This window comes from Massilia atriviolacea (assembly GCF_003953935.1).
Taxonomy (GTDB): domain Bacteria; phylum Pseudomonadota; class Gammaproteobacteria; order Burkholderiales; family Burkholderiaceae_D; genus Telluria_A; species Telluria_A atriviolacea.
Genome location: NZ_RXLQ01000005.1, coordinates 65055 through 82075, shown reverse-complemented (window position 1 = coordinate 82075; position 17021 = coordinate 65055). Strand labels below are relative to the sequence as shown.

General features: G+C 65.2%; 19 protein-coding genes. 7 read left to right on the top strand and 12 right to left on the bottom strand.

Going from position 1 to position 17021, the window contains the following annotated elements; genetic code table 11:
* Positions 1–11 precede the first annotated feature (11 nt).
* A complete protein-coding gene (locus EJB06_RS10855) occupies positions 12–1010 on the bottom strand; it encodes an aldo/keto reductase (RefSeq protein WP_126074047.1) in 999 nt (332 codons plus the stop codon).
* A 108-nt stretch (positions 1011–1118) separates the two neighbouring features.
* On the opposite strand from EJB06_RS10855, the gene EJB06_RS10850 reads away from it, so the two are divergent.
* Positions 1119–2012, top strand: coding sequence for a LysR family transcriptional regulator (locus tag EJB06_RS10850; protein WP_126074046.1), 894 nt, complete (start codon positions 1119–1121; stop codon positions 2010–2012).
* Positions 2013–2152: 140 nt separating this feature from the next.
* Here EJB06_RS10850 and EJB06_RS10845 read toward each other — a convergent pair whose 3' ends face one another.
* On the bottom strand, positions 2153–2629 hold the full coding sequence (locus EJB06_RS10845; RefSeq protein ID WP_229427021.1) for a DUF3224 domain-containing protein: 477 nt from the start codon (positions 2627–2629) through the stop codon (positions 2153–2155).
* Between the two features lie 93 nt (positions 2630–2722).
* On the opposite strand from EJB06_RS10845, the gene EJB06_RS10840 reads away from it, so the two are divergent.
* On the top strand, positions 2723–3550 hold the full coding sequence (locus EJB06_RS10840) for a helix-turn-helix domain-containing protein (RefSeq protein WP_229427020.1): 828 nt from the start codon (positions 2723–2725) through the stop codon (positions 3548–3550).
* Positions 3551–3581: 31 nt separating this feature from the next.
* On the opposite strand, the gene EJB06_RS10835 is transcribed toward EJB06_RS10840, so the two are convergent.
* Positions 3582–4031, bottom strand: a complete 450-nt coding sequence (locus tag EJB06_RS10835) for an RcnB family protein (protein WP_126074045.1) — start codon at positions 4029–4031, stop codon at positions 3582–3584.
* Positions 4032–4315: 284 nt separating this feature from the next.
* Between EJB06_RS10835 and EJB06_RS10830 the strand changes: the two genes are divergently transcribed.
* From EJB06_RS10830 to EJB06_RS10815, 4 genes are all read left to right on the top strand, one after another.
* On the top strand, positions 4316–5311 hold the full coding sequence (locus tag EJB06_RS10830; protein ID WP_126074044.1) for a formylglycine-generating enzyme family protein: 996 nt from the start codon (positions 4316–4318) through the stop codon (positions 5309–5311).
* A gap of 61 nt (positions 5312–5372) precedes the next feature.
* Positions 5373–6467 (top strand): sensor histidine kinase, encoded by a 1095-nt coding sequence (locus tag EJB06_RS10825; protein WP_126074043.1) that lies wholly within the window; start codon positions 5373–5375, stop codon positions 6465–6467.
* Entirely contained in the window at positions 6464–7177 is a 714-nt protein-coding gene (locus EJB06_RS10820; protein WP_126074042.1) for a LytR/AlgR family response regulator transcription factor, read from the top strand. The genes EJB06_RS10825 and EJB06_RS10820 overlap by 4 nt, the downstream gene beginning before the upstream one ends.
* A 19-nt stretch (positions 7178–7196) precedes the next feature.
* A complete protein-coding gene (locus tag EJB06_RS10815; RefSeq protein WP_126074041.1) occupies positions 7197–7961 on the top strand; it encodes a DUF3108 domain-containing protein in 765 nt (254 codons plus the stop codon).
* A 4-nt stretch (positions 7962–7965) separates the two neighbouring features.
* Here EJB06_RS10815 and EJB06_RS10810 read toward each other — a convergent pair whose 3' ends face one another.
* The 9 genes from EJB06_RS10810 to pyrG form a co-directional block, all read right to left on the bottom strand.
* Positions 7966–9411, bottom strand: a complete 1446-nt coding sequence (locus EJB06_RS10810; protein ID WP_126074040.1) for a TIGR01777 family oxidoreductase — start codon at positions 9409–9411, stop codon at positions 7966–7968.
* Entirely contained in the window at positions 9408–10025 is a 618-nt protein-coding gene (locus tag EJB06_RS10805) for a DUF4166 domain-containing protein (RefSeq protein WP_126074039.1), read from the bottom strand. Before EJB06_RS10805 ends, EJB06_RS10810 begins: the two co-directional genes overlap by 4 nt.
* Positions 10022–10474 carry a cell division protein gene (locus EJB06_RS32485; RefSeq protein WP_229427019.1) on the bottom strand — a complete coding sequence of 151 codons (453 nt, stop codon included), beginning with the start codon at positions 10472–10474 and terminating at the stop codon, positions 10022–10024. Before EJB06_RS32485 ends, EJB06_RS10805 begins: the two co-directional genes overlap by 4 nt.
* A gap of 8 nt (positions 10475–10482) precedes the next feature.
* Positions 10483–10902 (bottom strand): thiol-disulfide oxidoreductase DCC family protein, encoded by a 420-nt coding sequence (locus EJB06_RS32480; protein WP_229427018.1) that lies wholly within the window; start codon positions 10900–10902, stop codon positions 10483–10485.
* On the bottom strand, positions 10899–11441 hold the full coding sequence (locus EJB06_RS10795) for a GbsR/MarR family transcriptional regulator (protein WP_126074303.1): 543 nt from the start codon (positions 11439–11441) through the stop codon (positions 10899–10901). The genes EJB06_RS32480 and EJB06_RS10795 overlap by 4 nt, the downstream gene beginning before the upstream one ends.
* 438 nt (positions 11442–11879) lie before the next feature.
* The gene (gene ftsB, locus EJB06_RS10790; protein WP_126074038.1) at positions 11880–12218 is read right to left on the bottom strand and encodes a cell division protein FtsB; all 339 of its coding nucleotides are present in this window, start codon (positions 12216–12218) and stop codon (positions 11880–11882) included.
* A gap of 49 nt (positions 12219–12267) precedes the next feature.
* Positions 12268–13551, bottom strand: coding sequence for a phosphopyruvate hydratase (eno, locus tag EJB06_RS10785; RefSeq protein ID WP_126074037.1), 1284 nt, complete (start codon positions 13549–13551; stop codon positions 12268–12270).
* Positions 13552–13642: 91 nt separating this feature from the next.
* Positions 13643–14497 (bottom strand): 3-deoxy-8-phosphooctulonate synthase, encoded by an 855-nt coding sequence (kdsA, locus tag EJB06_RS10780; protein WP_126074036.1) that lies wholly within the window; start codon positions 14495–14497, stop codon positions 13643–13645.
* Positions 14494–16155, bottom strand: a complete 1662-nt coding sequence (gene pyrG / locus EJB06_RS10775; RefSeq protein WP_126074035.1) for a CTP synthase — start codon at positions 16153–16155, stop codon at positions 14494–14496. The genes kdsA and pyrG overlap by 4 nt, the downstream gene beginning before the upstream one ends.
* Before the next feature lie 230 nt (positions 16156–16385).
* Here pyrG and EJB06_RS10770 point away from each other — a divergent pair, with 230 nt between their 5' ends.
* Positions 16386–16787, top strand: a complete 402-nt coding sequence (locus EJB06_RS10770; RefSeq protein WP_126074034.1) for a PRC-barrel domain-containing protein — start codon at positions 16386–16388, stop codon at positions 16785–16787.
* Positions 16788–17021 lie beyond the last annotated feature (234 nt).

The following is a 17021-nucleotide window of genomic DNA, read 5'->3' as shown; positions in this document are numbered from 1 at the left end:
GCGCGGGCGCCTCATAGCCCGACCATGGCCATCCCCTGCTCGTCGTAGCGCGCGCCACGCACGGCGCCGCGCGGTACGGCAGCGCCGATCGCCGCCACGTCCGCAGCGCTCAGCACCAGCTCCGCCGCGGCCACGTTCTGCTCCAGGTTGGCGACCCGGCGCACACCCGGAATCGGCACGATCTGCTCGCCCTGCGCCAGCAGCCAGGCCAGCGCCAGCTGGGCCGCACTGACACCGCGCGCGGCGGCCAGGTGTTCCAGCCGCGCCACCAGCGGCGCGTTGGCGCGCAGCGCCGCGTCCTGGAAGCGCGGCAGGCCGCGCCGGAAATCGTCCGCCGCCAGCGCCCCGGCCGATGCCAGCTGCCCGGTCAGCAAGCCCCGTCCCAGCGGACTGTAAGGCACGAAGCCGACGCCCAATGCGCGGCAGGCGGGCAGCACCTCGTCCTCCACGTCGCGGCTCCACAGCGAATACTCCGATTGCAGCGCGGCGATCGGATGCACCGCGCAGGCGCGCCGCAAGGTGCCGGCCGACGCCTCCGACAAGCCCAGATGCAGCACCTTGCCCTCGCGGACCAGGTCCGCCATGGCCCCCACCACCTCCTCGACCGGCACCGCCGGATCGACGCGGTGCTGGTACAGCAGGTCGATCGTCTCCACGCCCAGCCGGGCCAGCGAGCCTTCGACCGCCGTGCGCACGTGTTCGGGGCGGCTGTCCACCCCCGTCACCCGCTCCATGCCCTGCCCCTGGGCGCCGATGCGAAAGCCGAACTTGGTGGCGACGGTCACCCTGCCGCGCACCCCGCGCAGGGCGCGCGCCAGCAATTGCTCGTTGGCGTAGGGGCCGTAGACTTCGGCCGTATCGAACATCGTCACGCCCAGGTCGACGGCGCGGTGCAGGGTGCGGATCGACTCCGCCTCGTCGGCGCCGCCGTAGGCGAAGCTCATTCCCATGCAGCCCACGCCGATGGCGGAGACCGACAAGCCGGTCGATCCCAATGTGCGCGTTTTCATCACAGCAAACTCCTCGTGGTATCAATGGAGCGGCCAGTATGCGCGGCCTTGTTGCTTCGGATAAGATCGCTTATCCTGCACGCACTACTGAGCACAATTCATCAATCCATGACCGACCTGCACGAACTCGACGCCTTCGCCGCCGTGGCCCGCCTGCGCAGCTTTCGCAAGGCCGCCGTCGAACGCGGCGTGTCCGCTTCGGCGCTGAGCCACAGCCTGCGCGCGCTGGAAGAGCGGCTCGGCGTGCGCCTGCTCAATCGCACCACCCGCAGCGTGACGCCGACCGAAGCCGGCGCCCGCCTGCTGGAGCGCCTGGCGCCCGCGATCGGCCAGATCGCCGACGCCCTGGCCGAGTTGGACCAGCTGCAGGACGTGCCGGCGGGCGCCCTGCGCATCAACCTGCCGCGCCCCGCCGCGCGCCTCGTGCTCGCGCCCATGCTGGGCCGCTTCGCCGCCGCCTTCCCGCGCGTGCAACTGGAGATCGTCACCGACGACGGCCTGCTCGACATCGTCGGCGCCGGTTTCGACGCCGGCGTGCGCTTCGGCGAACGCCTGGCCGCCGACATGATCGCGCTTCCCTTCGGACCGCCGCAACGCTTCGTGGTGGCCGCCGCTCCCGCCTACCTGGCGGCGCACGGCGCCCCGGCCACGCCGCGCGACCTGGAGCGGCACAGCTGCATCGGCCGGCGCTTCCCCAGCGGCAGCCGCTACGCCTGGGAGTTCGCACACGAAGGGCGCAGCTTCTCGGTCGCCGTCAACGGCGCACTGCTGGTCGACGACGACGCGCTGATGGTGCGCGCCGCCCTCGACGGGGCCGGCCTGGCCTACGTCTACCATGCCGATGTCGCCGAGCACCTGGCAGCCGGCCGGCTGCAGCTGCTGCTGGCGGACTATGCGGAGGCGCCGTCCCAGTATTTTCTCTACTACCCCAGCCGCCGCCAGATGCCGCCGGCGCTGCGCGCGTTTATCGACGCCGTGCGCACTTGGCGCCTGTCTCGGTAGACCGGAGTCGCTGCTGGCGCGCCTGACAAGCGAGCGCCGCGTTGTTCGTCGTTGCATGGCTCACCATGCGGCCTCCTCCCGCCTTGCCCTCGCTTGTCATGCATCACCATCAGCTTGCCCCGATCTACCGAGACAGGCTCTTACTGGCCCAGCGTGTAATCGAGCGCGTAAAAGTGCTTGCCGTCGACGGCGGTCAGCGCCAGCGTGCCGCTGATGCCGCTCAGCTCCTCCGTGCCCGAATCGGGAACGATCGTGATCGTCGCCTGGCTGGTCCCGCCGCGCATGGTGCCTGCATGCTGGAGCACGAAGCTGCCCTTCCGGCCCGCCAGGGTGCCGCTGACCCGTTCGATGGCGACGTAGGCGGCCGAGCCCTTGGTGTCGCTCACCGCCGTGAGCATGGTGCCCTTGCCGCTGGCGGCCAGCGCGCCCGTGTAGCGCTTCTCGAGTGCCATGCGGGCGGTGGCGGTGCGGCCTTCCTTTTCGGGTGCGCCGGCGGGTATGATCGTGATCTCGAACGGCCCGCTGGCGTGCTGCACGAGGGGCGCCGCCTGGGCGCCGGCGAGCGGCAGGGCGGCGAGCAGGGGAAGCGCGGCTGCGCTGAAACGGTGCATGGACATGGCGATCTTTCCGGTCGAAGTTGGGCGGCGACGCGTCGATGCGCGCAGTCGCTCGCGGGAACCACCACAATAAGGGCAAGGACCACGAATATCTTGGATAAACCCGACACCACTGCGGCCACGCCGAAAGGCATCGTCGATCCGCTCGGCATGGCGCGCCGCATCCGCCTGGCCACCTATCCGCCGTCGGCGCCGCTGGCGACCTTTGTCGACTATTTCTGGGTCGTCGAATGGGACATGGGCGGGCGCGCGCCCGAAATCCAGCGCGTGCTGCCCTATCCGAACGCGCACCTGGTGTTCGACCGTGGCCAGAGCGCCATCCACGGCGTGGTGCGCGGCGCCTTCGAGCGCAGCGTGGCCGGCGCGGGCCGCGTGCTCGGCGTGCGCTTCAAGCCGGGCGGACTGCGTCCCTTCATCGATCATCCCGTCGCGCGCCTGGCCGACCGCACCATGGCGCTGGACGGCGTCCTGCGCGTGTCCGCCATCGAGGCCGAACAGCGCGTGCTCGACAGCGCCGGCGACGCCGGCATGGTCGGCGCTGCCGAAGCGATGCTGTTCGCCGTGCTGCCCGCGCCGGATGCGCGCGCGCTGATCGCCGGACAGGCGGTGGCTGCCGCCGCGGCCGCCGACGGTCCGGCCAGCGTAGCCGCCCTGTGCGCGCAAACGGGCATCGAAGAACGCGCGCTGCAAAGGCTGTTCAGCAATTATGTAGGGGTGTCGCCGAAATGGGTGATCCAGCGCTACCGGCTGCAGGAAGCCAGCTGGCACCTGGCCAGGCCCGGGCCGGTCGACCTGGCGGGGCTGGCAAGCCAGCTCGGTTTTTTCGACCAGGCCCATTTTACGCGCGATTTCACGAAGCTGGTGGGCTGCTCGCCGCTGGAATACTGGAAGTCGCAGCAAGCGTCGCGCCAGGGCGGGTGAGGCTGGCGGCAACCGACGCCAGGGCTCACCTTCATTGATTCAACAACACCTGCGTGATCAGTCCCGTGGCGATGGCGACCAGCGCATAATCGCCGTCGGCCTGCACCCAATGCGAGCCGCGCGGCGGCGCGCTCAGGCGTCGGCTGCGCCAGTCGCTCACCACGTAGCTGCTGCCGCGATACCGGTGATCCAGGTACGCGCCCCGGCGCAAGTGATGGCGCGCCGCCGGACGATCGTCGTGGCCCTGATAGCCGCCGCGCGGGCCGTCGTCACGGTCGCCATGGCGGTTGTCGTGACGGTCGTAGCGGTCATGGCGCTCATGGCGCTCATGGCGGTCATGGCGCTCGTAACGGTCATGGCGTTCATTGTGCTCGCTGCGCTGGCCATGCTCGCCGCGATAATCGCGCGATTGCGCGAAAGCGGCGCTGCCGCTGCCCATGCAAACAGCCATGAGGGCGATGATGAGGGCTTTCTTGTGCATATGAACTCCTGTCGTCGATACTGCCTGCAGCGAGATGGCCCGCCTGAAGAATGCTGCCCTTCCGGGGACCAGGGCGACTGCTGCGTGTCGTCCATGTAGCCATTACACCCCGAATCGCTCCCTGCAACCAGCATGCTCCGGTAAGAAGTGTTACGGGACGTGTCTGCCGGCCCGCATGACCGTTCATCCCCGCATAGCGCCGGTCGGCACCTTTTTACAAAAACGGCGGCGCTTTCGCACACAATGCGCCTCATTCCGACCACCCTACCCGATGAAGGCTCGACATGCAAAGCACCCTCCTGTTCTCCCTGGTCCTGATGGTATGCACCAGCGCGGCGGCCGCCGCCGGCAGCGTGACCGAACCCCCGATGGCTGCCATCAAGGGCGGTACGTTCGCGATGGGCGGCACCGTCCCGGGCGCCGGCAAGGATTACCCGACCGACCAGCCGGTGCACGACGTGCGCGTGGCCAGCTTCCAGATGGCGAAGTACGAAATCACCGTCGGCCAGTTCCGCCAGTTCGTCGACGCCACCGGCCACAAGACCGAAAAACAGTGCTGGAAGTTTGCCAGCACCGAATGGGGCATCGATATGGGCCCCGGCGCCTGGAATACCCCGGCCTACGCGCCGGGCGACTACCATCCGGTCATGTGCGTCACATGGAACGATGCCAGCGCCTACGCCGCGTGGCTGTCAGCCCAAACCGGCAAGCCATACCGCCTGCCATCCGAAGCGGAATGGGAATACGCCGCGCGCGCCGGCAGCAAGACCGACTACTACTTCGGCGCCGATGCCAGCCAGGTGTGCCGGTATGCGAACATCCGCGATTTCTCGGGCAGCAAGGCGATCGCCGCGATCATCGGCCGCACCGGCAAACCAGCCACCTGCGAAGACGGCGCCGCCTTCACCACGGTGGTCGGCATGTACGAGCCGAACGCCTTCGGCCTGTATGACATGATCGGCAACGTGGGCGAGTACGTGGCCGATTGCGAGCACCTGAACTACGAAGGCGCACCGGCCGATGGATCGGCATGGACCACCAACTGCCACAAGCGCGAGGGGCTCATGAAGATTCACCGCGGCGGCAGCTACTCGTCGCGCGATTTCCGCACGGTGGTGCGCGGTCATGCCGGTATCGACAATCCGAGCAGCCTTGGCGAGGGCTTCCGCCTTGCCCTGGGCGGACCGGTCCAGGCGCAGTCCGCGTCGGCGATGCGCTTCGAAGCCGAACTGGCATCGGCGCGCGCGGCCGAACGCGAACGGCGCCAAGCGGTTCAGTAAGCGCCGGGGCGCCGTCTTGCTAGAATGCGCTCTCCGATCATCGACCGACCAAGCCGACCGCATGCCACTGTACTTCTTCCCGCGCGACCGCGACTTCTGGCTGTATCACTTCAGCGCCGTCGCCGTGGGCCTCATGGCCAGCATCACCATCGCCGTGGTATGGGGTTTCATGGTCAGGCTGCAGGTCTATACCAGCCTGGCGTGGATTCCGTTCTACACGCTGGCGGTCCTGGTCTTGCGCTGGCTGTACAAGCGGCGCGGCGGCGACAGCGTGCCGATCGCCAGGCTGATTGCCATCGTGGTGCTGTACAGCGCGGTGGCCGGCATGGCGATCGGCGCCTGCGTCACGGCAGTGGTGGCGCCGATGTTCCTGAAAGCCATCAGCGCCAAATACAAGGCGCTCAAGATCCCGGTGATCCCTTCCGAACTCATACTGAGCAAGTTCATGGACGAAGCGCCCAAGAGCCAGCTGTTCGTGGCGGTATGGGGCTTCATCTACATCAGCGTGAGCAGCAGCCGGCGCATCAAGAACGCCGAACTGTTCAACCTGCGATTGCAGAACAACCTGAAGGAAGCGCAGTTGAGCAGCCTGTCGAACCAGCTCAACCCGCACTTCCTGTTCAACTCACTGAACAACATCCGCTTCATGATCCATGAAGACGCCCAGCGCGCCGACGCCATGATCACCTCGTTCTCCGAGATCCTGCGCTACTCGCTCGAAAGCAGCCGGCGCGAAAAGGTCAGCCTGCGCCATGAGGTGGACATCATCACCAAGTACCTCGCCATCGTCAAGACGCAGCTGGAAGAGCGGCTCGACTTCGCGCTGCGCATCGCGCCCGGCCTGGACGACGTCCTGATGCCGCCGATGGTGCTGCAGATGCTGGTGGAGAACGCGGTCAAGCATGGCCTCGACCAGCTCCAGGGCGGCGGCAAGCTGACCGTGGACGCCCGCCAGCAGGGCCAGTGCCTGCAACTGGACGTGTGCAACGACATCCCCAATGCGCAGGCGGCGGTGCCCGGATGTACCGGCATCGGCCTGCTCAACATCGAACAGCGCCTGCACCTGCTGTACGGCGGCGCGGCCACGTGGAATGCCGCGCACGCCGGCGCGGTTTTCAGGGTCGGCATCACGCTGCCGCTGGAGCGCGCGGCATGAGGGTGATGGTGATCGAAGACTCGCGCCTGGCGCGCGAGGGCCTGGTGCGCATGCTCGGCCGGTTCGACGGAGTCGAGGTGATCGGCCAGGCCGACCATCCCGCGACGGCCGCGCCGGTCATCGCCGAACTGCGGCCGGACGTGCTGTTCCTCGACATCCACATGCCCGGCGCCAGCGGTTTCGACCTGCTCGACATGCTCGACTACCTGCCGCGCATCGTGTTCACGACGGCCTACTCCGAATACGCGATCCGCTCGTTCGACTACAACACCGTCGACTACCTGCTCAAACCGGTCAGCCACGAACGGCTGGCCACCGCCATCGCCAAGCTGGCCGCCGCCGACGCCGCGCCGGCAGCGGTGGCGCGCGCGCCGCTCGACATCAACAGCAAGATTTTCGTCAAGGACGGCGAGCGCTGCCACCTGGTGAGCCTGGAGACGATCCGGTATATCGAAAGCTGCAAGAACTATGTGCGCATCTTCTTCGGCACCGAGAAAGCCTACGTCAAGAAATCCCTGAACAGCATCGAAGAGCGGCTGCCGGTCAAGTTCTTCTTCCGCGCCAACCGCCAGTGCATCATCAACCTGCAGGAAATCCGCGCCATCGAAGAATCGGTCTCGATGGGCTACGAGGTGACCATGAGCGACGGCAAAGTGCTGGAAATCTCGCGCCGCAATGCCCAGGAACTGAAAGACCTGTTGAGTTTTTAAACTACCGGAGATGTTCGACATGCACACACCCCGCCTGGCCCCGCTCGTCCTGATCATCGCTGCCGCCCTCGCCCCTGCCAGCCAGGCCGCCGTCACCAGCGTCGATGTCGGCGCCGCCCTGCCGCGCGCGGCGCTGCTCGAAGAAGGCGTGCACCACTACCTGCGCTACCTGCACCACGGCGACGCCAGGATCCCGCTTGACATCATCACCCGCGAGATCCGCTTTTCCACCGAGGATGGCCAGAAGCGCATGCGCATCGTGCAGCGCTACGACACGGCGGCATCGGCCGCGTCGCTCAAGAGCGTCACCTCGTGGTTCGATGCCGGCTCATTGCGGCCGCGCACCCACGAGCGCATTACCGAAAAGGACGGCAAGCGCGTGGTCGAAGGCTTTCTCTTCGCGCCGGACAAAATCACCGGCATGAAAGAGCTCGCCGACAGCATCAACAAGGACGTGCTGGTCGCCTCGCCCGAGCCGGCCTTCAACTTCGAAACCGATATCGAAACGCTGCAAGCCTTGCCGCTGGCCGAAGGCTACCAAGCGCGCATCAACTTCTACCACCCGGGCGGCCAGCAAGGGCCGGCGCGCTACCTGTTCAAGGTGAGCGGATCGGCCAGCATTCCCGGCCCGGGCGGCATGATCGATTGCTGGGTTGTCACCACCGACTACAACCGCCCAGGCTATGTCTCGACCTTCTGGTTCGCCAAGGGCAGCCAGCTGATGGTGCGCCAGGACAGCCCGGTCGGCGAAGGCAAGGTCGTGGTCAAGACCCTGATCGACTGAGCGATCAGGCCAGGTTCGCCAGCGCTCCGGCCAGGGTCGGATGGCGGAAGGCGAAACCGCCGGCCTGCAGCCTGGCCGGCGCCACGCGCTGGCCTTCGAGCAGCAGGTCGGCCTGCTCGCCCAGCGCCAGGCGCATCGGCCAGCCGGGCGTCGGCAGCCAGTAAGGGCGCTTCAATACCTTGGCCGCCACCTTGTTGAAGTCCGCCTGCGACAGCGTCTGCGGCGCGGTGAAGTTGTAGGCCCCGCCCTCGCCCCTGGTCCACAGGTGGGCGATGCCGGCGACGACATCGTCCACGTGGATCCACGACAGCCATTGCCAGCCGCCGCCGAGCGGGCCGCCCATGCCCAGCCTGACCGGCAGCAGCATCATCGGCAGCGCACCCTGGGTGCCGAGCACCAGGCCGAAACGCATGCACGCCACGCGCACGCCGCACGCTGCTGCTTCTGCTGCGGCGTTTTCCCACTCGCGGCACAGGTCCGACATGAACATCGGCTGCGGCGCGGCGCGTTCGGTGAGCAGCGTGTCGTCGCCGCGCGCCTGGATGCCGTAATAGCCGATGGCGGACGCCGACAGCATCAGCGCCGGCTTGCGATGGGCCGCCGCGATCCAGGCCACCACCTTGCGCGTGGTGCCGATGCGGCTGGCGCGCAAGGCTGCGCGCCGCGCCTCGGTCCAGCGCCAGCCCAAGATACGCGCGCCGGCCAGGTTGACCACCACGTCGATGCGGCGCGATGGCGGCAAGGCCCCCATATCGGAGATGCATTCCACGCGGGCGTCGAACAGCCAGGCCGCCGCGCGCGGCTGGCGCGTGAGCAGGGTGACGCGATGGCCGTCGGCCAGCAGCGCGCGCACCAGCTTCTGGCCGATGAAGCCCGTGCCGCCGGTGACCAGCACCGCGCATTCGGTCTCGCCGAAACGCAGTGCGGGTGTGCGATCATGGGCCGCCTGGGGGGCGATCGCGCGCGCCGCCAGTCCATCGCGGATGCCCGACAAGCCGACGCCGACGCCGCACACGAACAGGAACGCGCTCAAGACGCCGTGCGGCTCCCACACCAGCGCGGTGGGCAGCGCCAGGGTCTCGCCGGCGTTCAGTGCCAGCAGGGCGACAAAGGCGCCGCCGTTCAGGGCCAGCACCGTGTGCGTGACGCGCTCGGTGGCCGGCAGCAGGCGGGTCTGGTCCTCGACCACGAAGTCCCACAAGGTCAGCACGATTTCGAGCGCGAACACGGTCAGCAGCACCACTGCCCACAGGCCGTTGAAGCGCCAGTACGACAGGCCGACGAACATGGCGCTGTAAATCAGCGAGCGCACGGCGTGGATCGACAGTTCCAGCCTGGCGCTGGCGCGGCCCGGCAGCGCTTCGGTCAGTTCGTGGTGGTACAGGGTGTCGAAAGCGCCCAGGCAGCCCTGGAAAGCCATCAACTGCAGCGCCAGCAAATGGGTGTTCATGCACGCACCTCGCGAAACACGCCCGCCTGCGTGAACGTTGTACCGAACAGCGCGTGGCGGATCTCGATACGGATATCGAACTGCGCGCTGTCGTTATTGCGGTGGCACAGATAGGTCTTGCCCGGGGTGAGCCAGGCCGGCATGGGAATGCGCACGCCCAGCACCTGGCAAAAATAGCCGTCACTCTCGAAATGCAGGTTACCGTCGCGTACCGCCAGCACCAGCTTCATTCCCATGCCCATGCCGACGTATTCCAGCACTTCGCCGCGCGCGCTTTCCAGCATGTAGGACGTGAACTGCACCGGCTTGCGGCCATGGAGGCGATAGATGCGCTGCTTGAAAATGGCCGCGCTGCCCTCTTTCGAATAGACCTCGATATCGACCGGGAAATCGGCATCGTTGAACGGCATCAGCGCGCCCTGGATCAGCGGCATGGTCAGGTAGGCGAGCACGCGGCCGGCTTTCGAGCAGCTCAGCTCCGTCATCCGGCCCGTGTAGCGCAAAGGCTTGCCGGGCATGGGATTGCGGTCGAAGCGCGCCTGGATGTCGGGGTGCAGGCCGCGCCACGCCGGTCCGAGGATCTTCTTGAATAACTCGCCTTCGGACGCAATCATGCGCGCACCGTATGCGCGCGGTCGACACAGAACAGGTACACCAGCGGCGGCAGCATGGTCACCAGCGCGAAGGTATCGATCCAGATATTGTCCCAGCAGCCGGCGCGCAGCGACACCAGCATGTCCTGCGGGGCCCACAGCAGCATGCCCGCGATCAGCGCGCCCCAGGCGAAGGCGCTGCGCTGGCGCGCGCCGATCCACGCCAGGGCGCCCATCCACAGCGCCGCGCTTTGTACGGTGGGGCCGAACAGCGAGATCCACCAGATCTGCTGCGCGTGCGCCTGGGGCGGCACGCTGGCGCCCCAGAACGCGGTTTCGATGCCGCGATGGTAGCCGCTGAACAGGGCGGCGTCGGCGAACCACGGCAGCAGCATGCCGACCGCCAGGTGCGTGACGATGGCGGCGAACATCCAGAGGACGGCCCAGCGGCGGAGAGTCGGTGCGTTCATACGGGCTTTCATTGTTTGAAGAAGGGATTGGGACGCTCGCATACGCCGTCGGCGCAGCTGGCGGCGCGGTAGCCGAGCACGCGCGACATCAGGTAGCGGTGGCGTGCGAACAGGCGGTACGACCAGCTGCACGCGCTGCGCAGGCCGGGGACGCGCAGCGGCAGCACGCGCCAGGCCTGGCCGGCCAGCGTATAGGCGCGCAGCATGCTGTCGATTCCGACCAGCACGCGGCCGTCGCGCGTCAGGCTATGCAACTCGCGGTTCAGGGCGGCCATGTCCACGCCCAGGTGGGAAGGATCGAAACCGGGGGCGGCGATGTCGACGAAGCCCAGGCGGCTGAAGCGGTCCCAGTGCGCCAGCCTGGCCATGCCGGCGCGGCAGAACGGGCACTTGCCGTCGAAGTAGAGGGTCAGTTCGGCGCCGCTCATGATAGATCCTTGTCGTCGGGTCCGAGGAAGCGCGCGACCTTGCCGCCCATCTTCAGGAAGCGCTGCAGGGTCGCCGGCGGCAGGTGCTTGTAATCGTCGTAGGTGGTGCCGAGCATGTCGAGGAAGGTGAGGACCTCGTTCATGCGCGCCAGCGAGGCGGGTTCGAGGGCGGTATCGGTATCGCCTTCGATGGCGCATTCGCGCAGCACAGTCAGGGTCGGATCAATCTCGCGCCGTTTGCGCTCCTCGACGATGACGCGGAAGATCTCCCACACATCCTGGAGTGCGACGAAGTGATCGCGCCTGTCGCCCATCAGGTGGGTGATGCGGATCAGGTTCCAGCTTTGCAGCTCCTTGAGGCTATTGCTCACGTTCGAACGCGCGACCGACAAGGCCTCGGCGATCTCCTCGGCCGCCAGCGGGCGGTTGGCGAGGAACAGCAGCGCATGAATTTGCGCCACGGTGCGGTTGACGCCCCAGCGCGTCCCCATCTCGCCCCAGTGCAGCACGAATTTCTGTTCGGTCGGTCCCAGCGCCATGATTTCTCCAAGTTCATTCATTTCTGTCGTTACAGAAATTAAATACCGAATACCGCTGCATGTCAACGACAATGATAGAAATGGGAAAGATAAAGAGGAATTTTCTGACGATTCACCGTGCTCGCCGACAAATTGACGAGCCAACCCCCTACAACCGGGGTCAGAGCTTTAATAAGCAATTTCTAGCTATCGGACAAGACGATTTGATGGTAACTGGACAGACAATGGTGCGGCGACCTCTGCGGGCAATCAGCCGTCCCATAGCAGGAACGGTTTGACGGTGATGGAATTTGCGCTTGCTGCGACGCAGGTCAGACTGAAGAAGTTGTCCCAGCTAAAACTATTTCAAGTTAAAGCTCTGACCCCGGTTGGGGGTAATGGTGCGATTGAACAACTAATTTCGAATCAGAGGTCTGACCCCGGTGCTGGGAGTTTGCTTCAGGGGGTAGTCTTTAGGTCGGGCTTGACCGGCGGGAGCGGGGTGGCCGATTCTTTGGGGTGGCCGTCGGCGTCCAGGATCTGGATGAAGATTTCGTTCTTCTTGATCATGCCGAGCTCGAAGCGCGCGCGCTCTTCCACCGCGCCCGTGCCATTCGTCAGGTCGTGCACTTCGGAGTCGAGCTTGGCGTTGCGCGCCTTCAGTTCCACCGTCTTGCGCTGCGCGACAAGCACCTGGTTTTCCAGTTCCCCCACGCGCAGCCAGCCACCCTTGCCCAGCCAGAGCGGCAGTTGGATCAGGATCAGGAGGGTCGCGAGAACGAGCGTAATGAGGCGCATACAGGAGGCAGGGCACCGGCCGCCCACAGGGCCGGCCGGTGCGGTCGGCTTACTTCAGGTTGTAGAAAGCGCTACGGCCAGGGTAGCTGGCGATGTCGCCCAGGTCTTCTTCGATGCGCAGCAGCTGGTTGTACTTGGCCATGCGGTCCGAACGCGACATCGAGCCGGTCTTGATCTGCAGGGCGTTCGTGCCAACGGCGATGTCGGCGATCGTCGAGTCCTCGGTCTCGCCCGAACGGTGCGAGATGACGGCAGTATAACCGGCGCGCTTGGCCATTTCGATGGCCGCAAACGTTTCGGTCAGGGTGCCGATCTGGTTGATCTTGATCAGGATCGAGTTGGCGATGCCCTTCTCGATGCCTTCTTTCAGGATCTTGGTGTTGGTGACGTACAGGTCGTCGCCGACCAGCTGCACCTTCTTGCCAAGGCGGTCGGTCAGGATCTTCCAGCCATCCCAGTCGCCTTCATGCATCGCATCTTCGATCGAGATGATCGGGTACTTGTCGCACCAGGTCTCGAGCATGTCGGTGAACTCGGTCGAGGTCAGCTGCATGCCTTCGCCTTCGAGGTGGTACTTGCCATCCTTGTAGAATTCGCTGGCGGCGCAGTCCAGGCCGAGCGCAACCTGCGTGCCCGGCTCGTAGCCGGCCTGCTCGATCGCTTGCATGATCAGCTTGATGGCTTCTTCGTGATTGGCCACGTTCGGCGCGAAACCGCCTTCGTCGCCGACCGAGGTGGCCAGCTTTTTCTCGTGCAGGATCTTTTTGAGCGTGTGGAAGATCTCGGCGCCGTAGCGGATCGCTTCCTTGAAGCTCGGTGCGCCGACCGGGATGATCATGAATTCCTGGATGTCCAGGTTGTTGTCGGCGTGCGCGCCGCCGTTGATGACGTTCATCATCGGCACCGGCATTTGCATCGCGCCCGAACCGCCGAAGTAGCGGTACAGCGGCAGGCCGGCTTCTTCGGCGGCAGCCTTGGCGACAGCCATCGACACGGCCAGCATGGCGTTGGCGCCCAGGCGGCTCTTGTTGTCGGTGCCGTCGAGGTCGATCAGGGTGCGGTCGAGGAAGGCTTGCTCGTTCGCGTCCAGGCCCATGATGGCTTCGGAGATTTCGGTATTGATGTTTTCGCAGGCTTGCAGCACGCCTTTGCCGAAGTAACGGCTCTTGTCGCCGTCGCGCAGTTCGATCGCTTCGCGCGAACCGGTCGAGGCGCCCGACGGTACCGCCGCGCGGCCCATCACGCCCGATTCGAGCAGCACGTCGCATTCGACGGTTGGATTGCCGCGCGAATCGATAATTTCGCGGCCGATAATGTCAACGATAGCACTCATATTTCAATCTCCAAAGGGTAAGAAAAAGGTGGGCGGACCGTTGGCGGTCCGCCTGCATCTGTCAGGGCGATCGGGACGGCAGCAAGCTGCGTTACGCGAAGCTCGATTCGAGGAAGCCGGCTTTCTTGACCACGCGGTCGAGTTCGACGAGGGTCGTGAGCAGTTCTTTCATGCGTCCGAGCGGCACGGCGTTGGGGCCGTCCGACAGCGCCTGGGCGGGGTTCGGGTGCGTTTCCATGAACAGGCCGGCGATACCGGCCGCCACGGCTGCGCGCGAGAGCACGGGAATGTGCTCGCGCTGGCCACCGGATGAGGTGCCCTGTCCGCCCGGCAGTTGTACCGAGTGGGTCGCGTCGAACACGACCGGGCAGTTCGATTCGCGCATGATCGCCAGCGAGCGCATGTCGGAGACCAGGTTGTTGTAGCCGAACGAGGCGCCGCGTTCGCAGGCCATGAAGTTGTCTTCATCGAGGCCGGCGTCGCGCGCGGCCTGGCGCGCCTTGTCGATCACGTTCTTCATGTCGCCGGGCGCGAGGAACTGGCCCTTCTTGATGTTGACCGGTTTGCCCGACTGGGCGCAGGCGACGATGAAGTCGGTCTGGCGGCACAAAAAGGCCGGCGTCTGCAGCACGTCGACCACGCTCGAGACGGCGGCGATTTCTTCGATCGTGTGGATGTCGGTCAGCACCGGCACGCCGATTTCGCGGCGCACGTCGGCCAGGATGTCGAGGCCCTTGTCCATGCCGGGGCCGCGGAACGAGGTGCCCGAGGAGCGGTTGGCCTTGTCAAAAGAAGACTTGTAGATGAAGGGGACGCCCAGCGCCGAGGTGATTTCCTTGAGCGTGCCGGCGGTGTCCATCGCCATCTGGCGCGATTCGATCACGCAGGTGCCGGCGATCAGGAAGATCGGGTGGTCGAGGCCGACGTCAAAACCGCAAAGCTTCATGCTGCATCTCCTGTGGGTGCGGACGCAGCCTGGTGCGCCAGCGCGGCCTTGATGAACGACGTAAACAGCGGGTGGCCGGTACGCGGGGTCGATTTGAACTCGGGATGGTACTGCACGCCCATGTACCACGGGTGCGCGTTTTCTCCGGTGCGCGGCAATTCCATGATCTCGCACAAATCTTCGGTCGGGGTGCGCGCCGAGACGATCATCCCTGCCGCTTCGACCCGGCCCAGGTAGTGGTTGTTCGCTTCGTAGCGGTGGCGGTGGCGCTCGGTGACGACGCTGCCGTAGATTTCGGCGGCCAGGGTGCCCGGATTGACCGCGCAGGTTTGCGCGCCCAGGCGCATGGTGCCGCCCAGGTCGGAATTCTCGTCGCGCTTTTCGACCTTGCCGTCATGGTTTTGCCACTCGTTGATGAGGGCCACGACCGGCTGGTCGGTGTCGGTGTCGAATTCGGTCGAGTTGGCGTTGGTCAGGCCGGCCATGTGGCGCGCGTATTCGATCAGCGCCACTTGCATGCCCAGGCAGATGCCCAGATACGGAATCCGATTTTCACGGGCGTAGCGCGCCGCCATGATCTTGCCTTCCACGCCGCGCTTGCCGAAGCCGCCCGGCACCAGGATCGCATCGTACTTGGCCAGGTGGTCGCAGCCCTTGGTCTCGATGTCTTCCGAGTCCAGGTATTCGATGTTGACCCGGCTTTCGGTGTGGATGCCGGCGTGGCGCAGCGCTTCGGTCAGCGACTTGTAGGACTCGGTCAGGTCGACGTATTTGCCGACCATGCCGATGGTGACTGCCGCTTTCGGGTTTTCCAGCGCGTAGATCAACTTGGTCCACATCGACAGGTCGGCCGGCGGCGCTTCCAGGCCGAGCGCTTCCAGGATGATGGCGTCCAAGCCCTGGTCGTGCAGCATCTGCGGCACCTTGTAGATGGTGTCGGCGTCCCACACCGAGATCACGGCCTGCTCTTCGACGTTCGAGAACAGCGAGATCTTGGCGCGTTCGTCTTCCGGAATGCGGCGGTCGGCGCGGCACAGCAGCGCGGTCGGGGTGATGCCGATTTCGCGCAGCTTCTGCACACTGTGCTGGGTCGGTTTGGTTTTCAGTTCGCCCGCCGAGGCGATGTACGGCACCAGGGTCAGGTGGACAAAAGCGGCCGACTTGCGGCCGGCGCGCAGCGACAGCTGGCGCGCCGCTTCGAGGAAGGGCAGCGATTCGATATCGCCCACGGTGCCGCCGATTTCGACCAGCGCCACGTCCACGCCTTCGGCGCCGCGGTAGATGTAATCCTGGATCTCGTTGGTGATGTGCGGGATCACCTGCACGGTCTTGCCGAGGTATTCGCCGCGGCGTTCCTTGCGGATCACGGATTCGTAGATCTGGCCGGTGGTGAAGTTGTTCACCTTGCGCATGCGGGTGCTGATGAAGCGCTCGTAGTGGCCGAGATCGAGGTCGGTTTCGGCGCCATCGTCGGTGACGAAGACTTCGCCGTGCTGCATTGGACTCATCGTGCCCGGATCGACGTTGATGTACGGGTCGAGCTTGAGCATGGTGACTTTAAGGCCGCGCGATTCGAGGATCGCGGCGAGGGAGGCGGCGGCAATCCCTTTTCCAAGGGAAGACACAACGCCACCGGTGACGAAGACAAATTTGGTCATTGCAGATGGTGCCGAACGGCACGTGCGGGAAATTGAAATTATACCTTAAACCGGCCAATGCTTCCGCAAAACAAGGTAAAAAACAGCAACAACGGCCGTGCCGCAGGCGGGCTGGCGAGCTGCTTATTGATCAATTTGAAAGATTGCCGATGACGCATTCGGCGTGCGCCAGCGAACAGACGTGAGCTGGCTCAAGCCTCAGGATGGAACTTTTTCCACAGGAGGTCAAAATGTCCTACGAAGAACGCGATGCTTATGGCATGTATGTCGACAAAGGTTCGAAAGGCCCCGGTCCCGAACTGATGGGTGCGGATACCCTGATCGGCGACCATGTGCACAATCTGAAAAATGAGCACCTCGGTGAAATCAAGGAAATCATGCTCGACATGCGCACCGGTAAGATTGCGTATGCCGTGATGTCGAGCGGCGGCGTGCTGAGCATCGGTGAACGACTGTTCGCCGTGCCCTGGTCCGCATTGACGCTGGACACCGCCAACAAGCGCTTCACGCTCGACATCGAGAAAGAACGCATCGACAACGCGCCGGGTTTCGATACCGATCACTGGCCGGACATGGCCAACCAGCAATGGTCGAACCAGATCCACAGCTACTACGGCACCAGCGCGCATTAAACTTTCAACAGCAGGGGGAGCGTTCATACCGCCAGGTTATGCTTTGTCGTCCCCGAAACTCAGCTCCGTCATTCCCGCGCAGGCGGGAATCCAAGGCACCGTCGCTCAGCAAAGATGCCTCGGATTCCCGTCCGCGCGGGAAGTCATATTGCCGATGCCAGTTGGCGCAGCTTAAGTAATGGCGTCAGGGCCTCAGGTGCTCCAGTTCTGCAACTAGTTGCGAATTAAAGCTCT

Bases quoted from the DNA above. Each gene is read 5' to 3' on its own strand.
- EJB06_RS10810 (WP_126074040.1), bottom strand. From the start codon at position 9,411: ATGAACACCCATTTGCTGGCGCTGCAGTTGATGGCTTTCCAGGGCTGC.
- EJB06_RS10830 (WP_126074044.1), top strand. From the start codon at position 4,316: ATGCAAAGCACCCTCCTGTTCTCCCTGGTCCTGATGGTATGCACCAGC.
- EJB06_RS10855 (WP_126074047.1), bottom strand. From the start codon at position 1,010: ATGAAAACGCGCACATTGGGATCGACCGGCTTGTCGGTCTCCGCCATC.
- EJB06_RS10820 (WP_126074042.1), top strand. From the start codon at position 6,464: ATGAGGGTGATGGTGATCGAAGACTCGCGCCTGGCGCGCGAGGGCCTG.
- EJB06_RS10825 (WP_126074043.1), top strand. From the start codon at position 5,373: ATGCCACTGTACTTCTTCCCGCGCGACCGCGACTTCTGGCTGTATCAC.
- eno (WP_126074037.1), bottom strand. From the start codon at position 13,551: ATGAGTGCTATCGTTGACATTATCGGCCGCGAAATTATCGATTCGCGC.
- pyrG (WP_126074035.1), bottom strand. From the start codon at position 16,155: ATGACCAAATTTGTCTTCGTCACCGGTGGCGTTGTGTCTTCCCTTGGA.
- EJB06_RS10845 (WP_229427021.1), bottom strand. From the start codon at position 2,629: ATGTCCATGCACCGTTTCAGCGCAGCCGCGCTTCCCCTGCTCGCCGCC.
- EJB06_RS32485 (WP_229427019.1), bottom strand. From the start codon at position 10,474: ATGAACGCACCGACTCTCCGCCGCTGGGCCGTCCTCTGGATGTTCGCC.
- EJB06_RS10850 (WP_126074046.1), top strand. From the start codon at position 1,119: ATGACCGACCTGCACGAACTCGACGCCTTCGCCGCCGTGGCCCGCCTG.
- EJB06_RS10835 (WP_126074045.1), bottom strand. From the start codon at position 4,031: ATGCACAAGAAAGCCCTCATCATCGCCCTCATGGCTGTTTGCATGGGC.
- EJB06_RS10795 (WP_126074303.1), bottom strand. From the start codon at position 11,441: ATGGCGCTGGGACCGACCGAACAGAAATTCGTGCTGCACTGGGGCGAG.
- ftsB (WP_126074038.1), bottom strand. From the start codon at position 12,218: ATGCGCCTCATTACGCTCGTTCTCGCGACCCTCCTGATCCTGATCCAA.
- EJB06_RS10770 (WP_126074034.1), top strand. From the start codon at position 16,386: ATGTCCTACGAAGAACGCGATGCTTATGGCATGTATGTCGACAAAGGT.
- EJB06_RS10805 (WP_126074039.1), bottom strand. From the start codon at position 10,025: ATGATTGCGTCCGAAGGCGAGTTATTCAAGAAGATCCTCGGACCGGCG.
- EJB06_RS32480 (WP_229427018.1), bottom strand. From the start codon at position 10,902: ATGAGCGGCGCCGAACTGACCCTCTACTTCGACGGCAAGTGCCCGTTC.
- EJB06_RS10815 (WP_126074041.1), top strand. From the start codon at position 7,197: ATGCACACACCCCGCCTGGCCCCGCTCGTCCTGATCATCGCTGCCGCC.
- kdsA (WP_126074036.1), bottom strand. From the start codon at position 14,497: ATGAAGCTTTGCGGTTTTGACGTCGGCCTCGACCACCCGATCTTCCTG.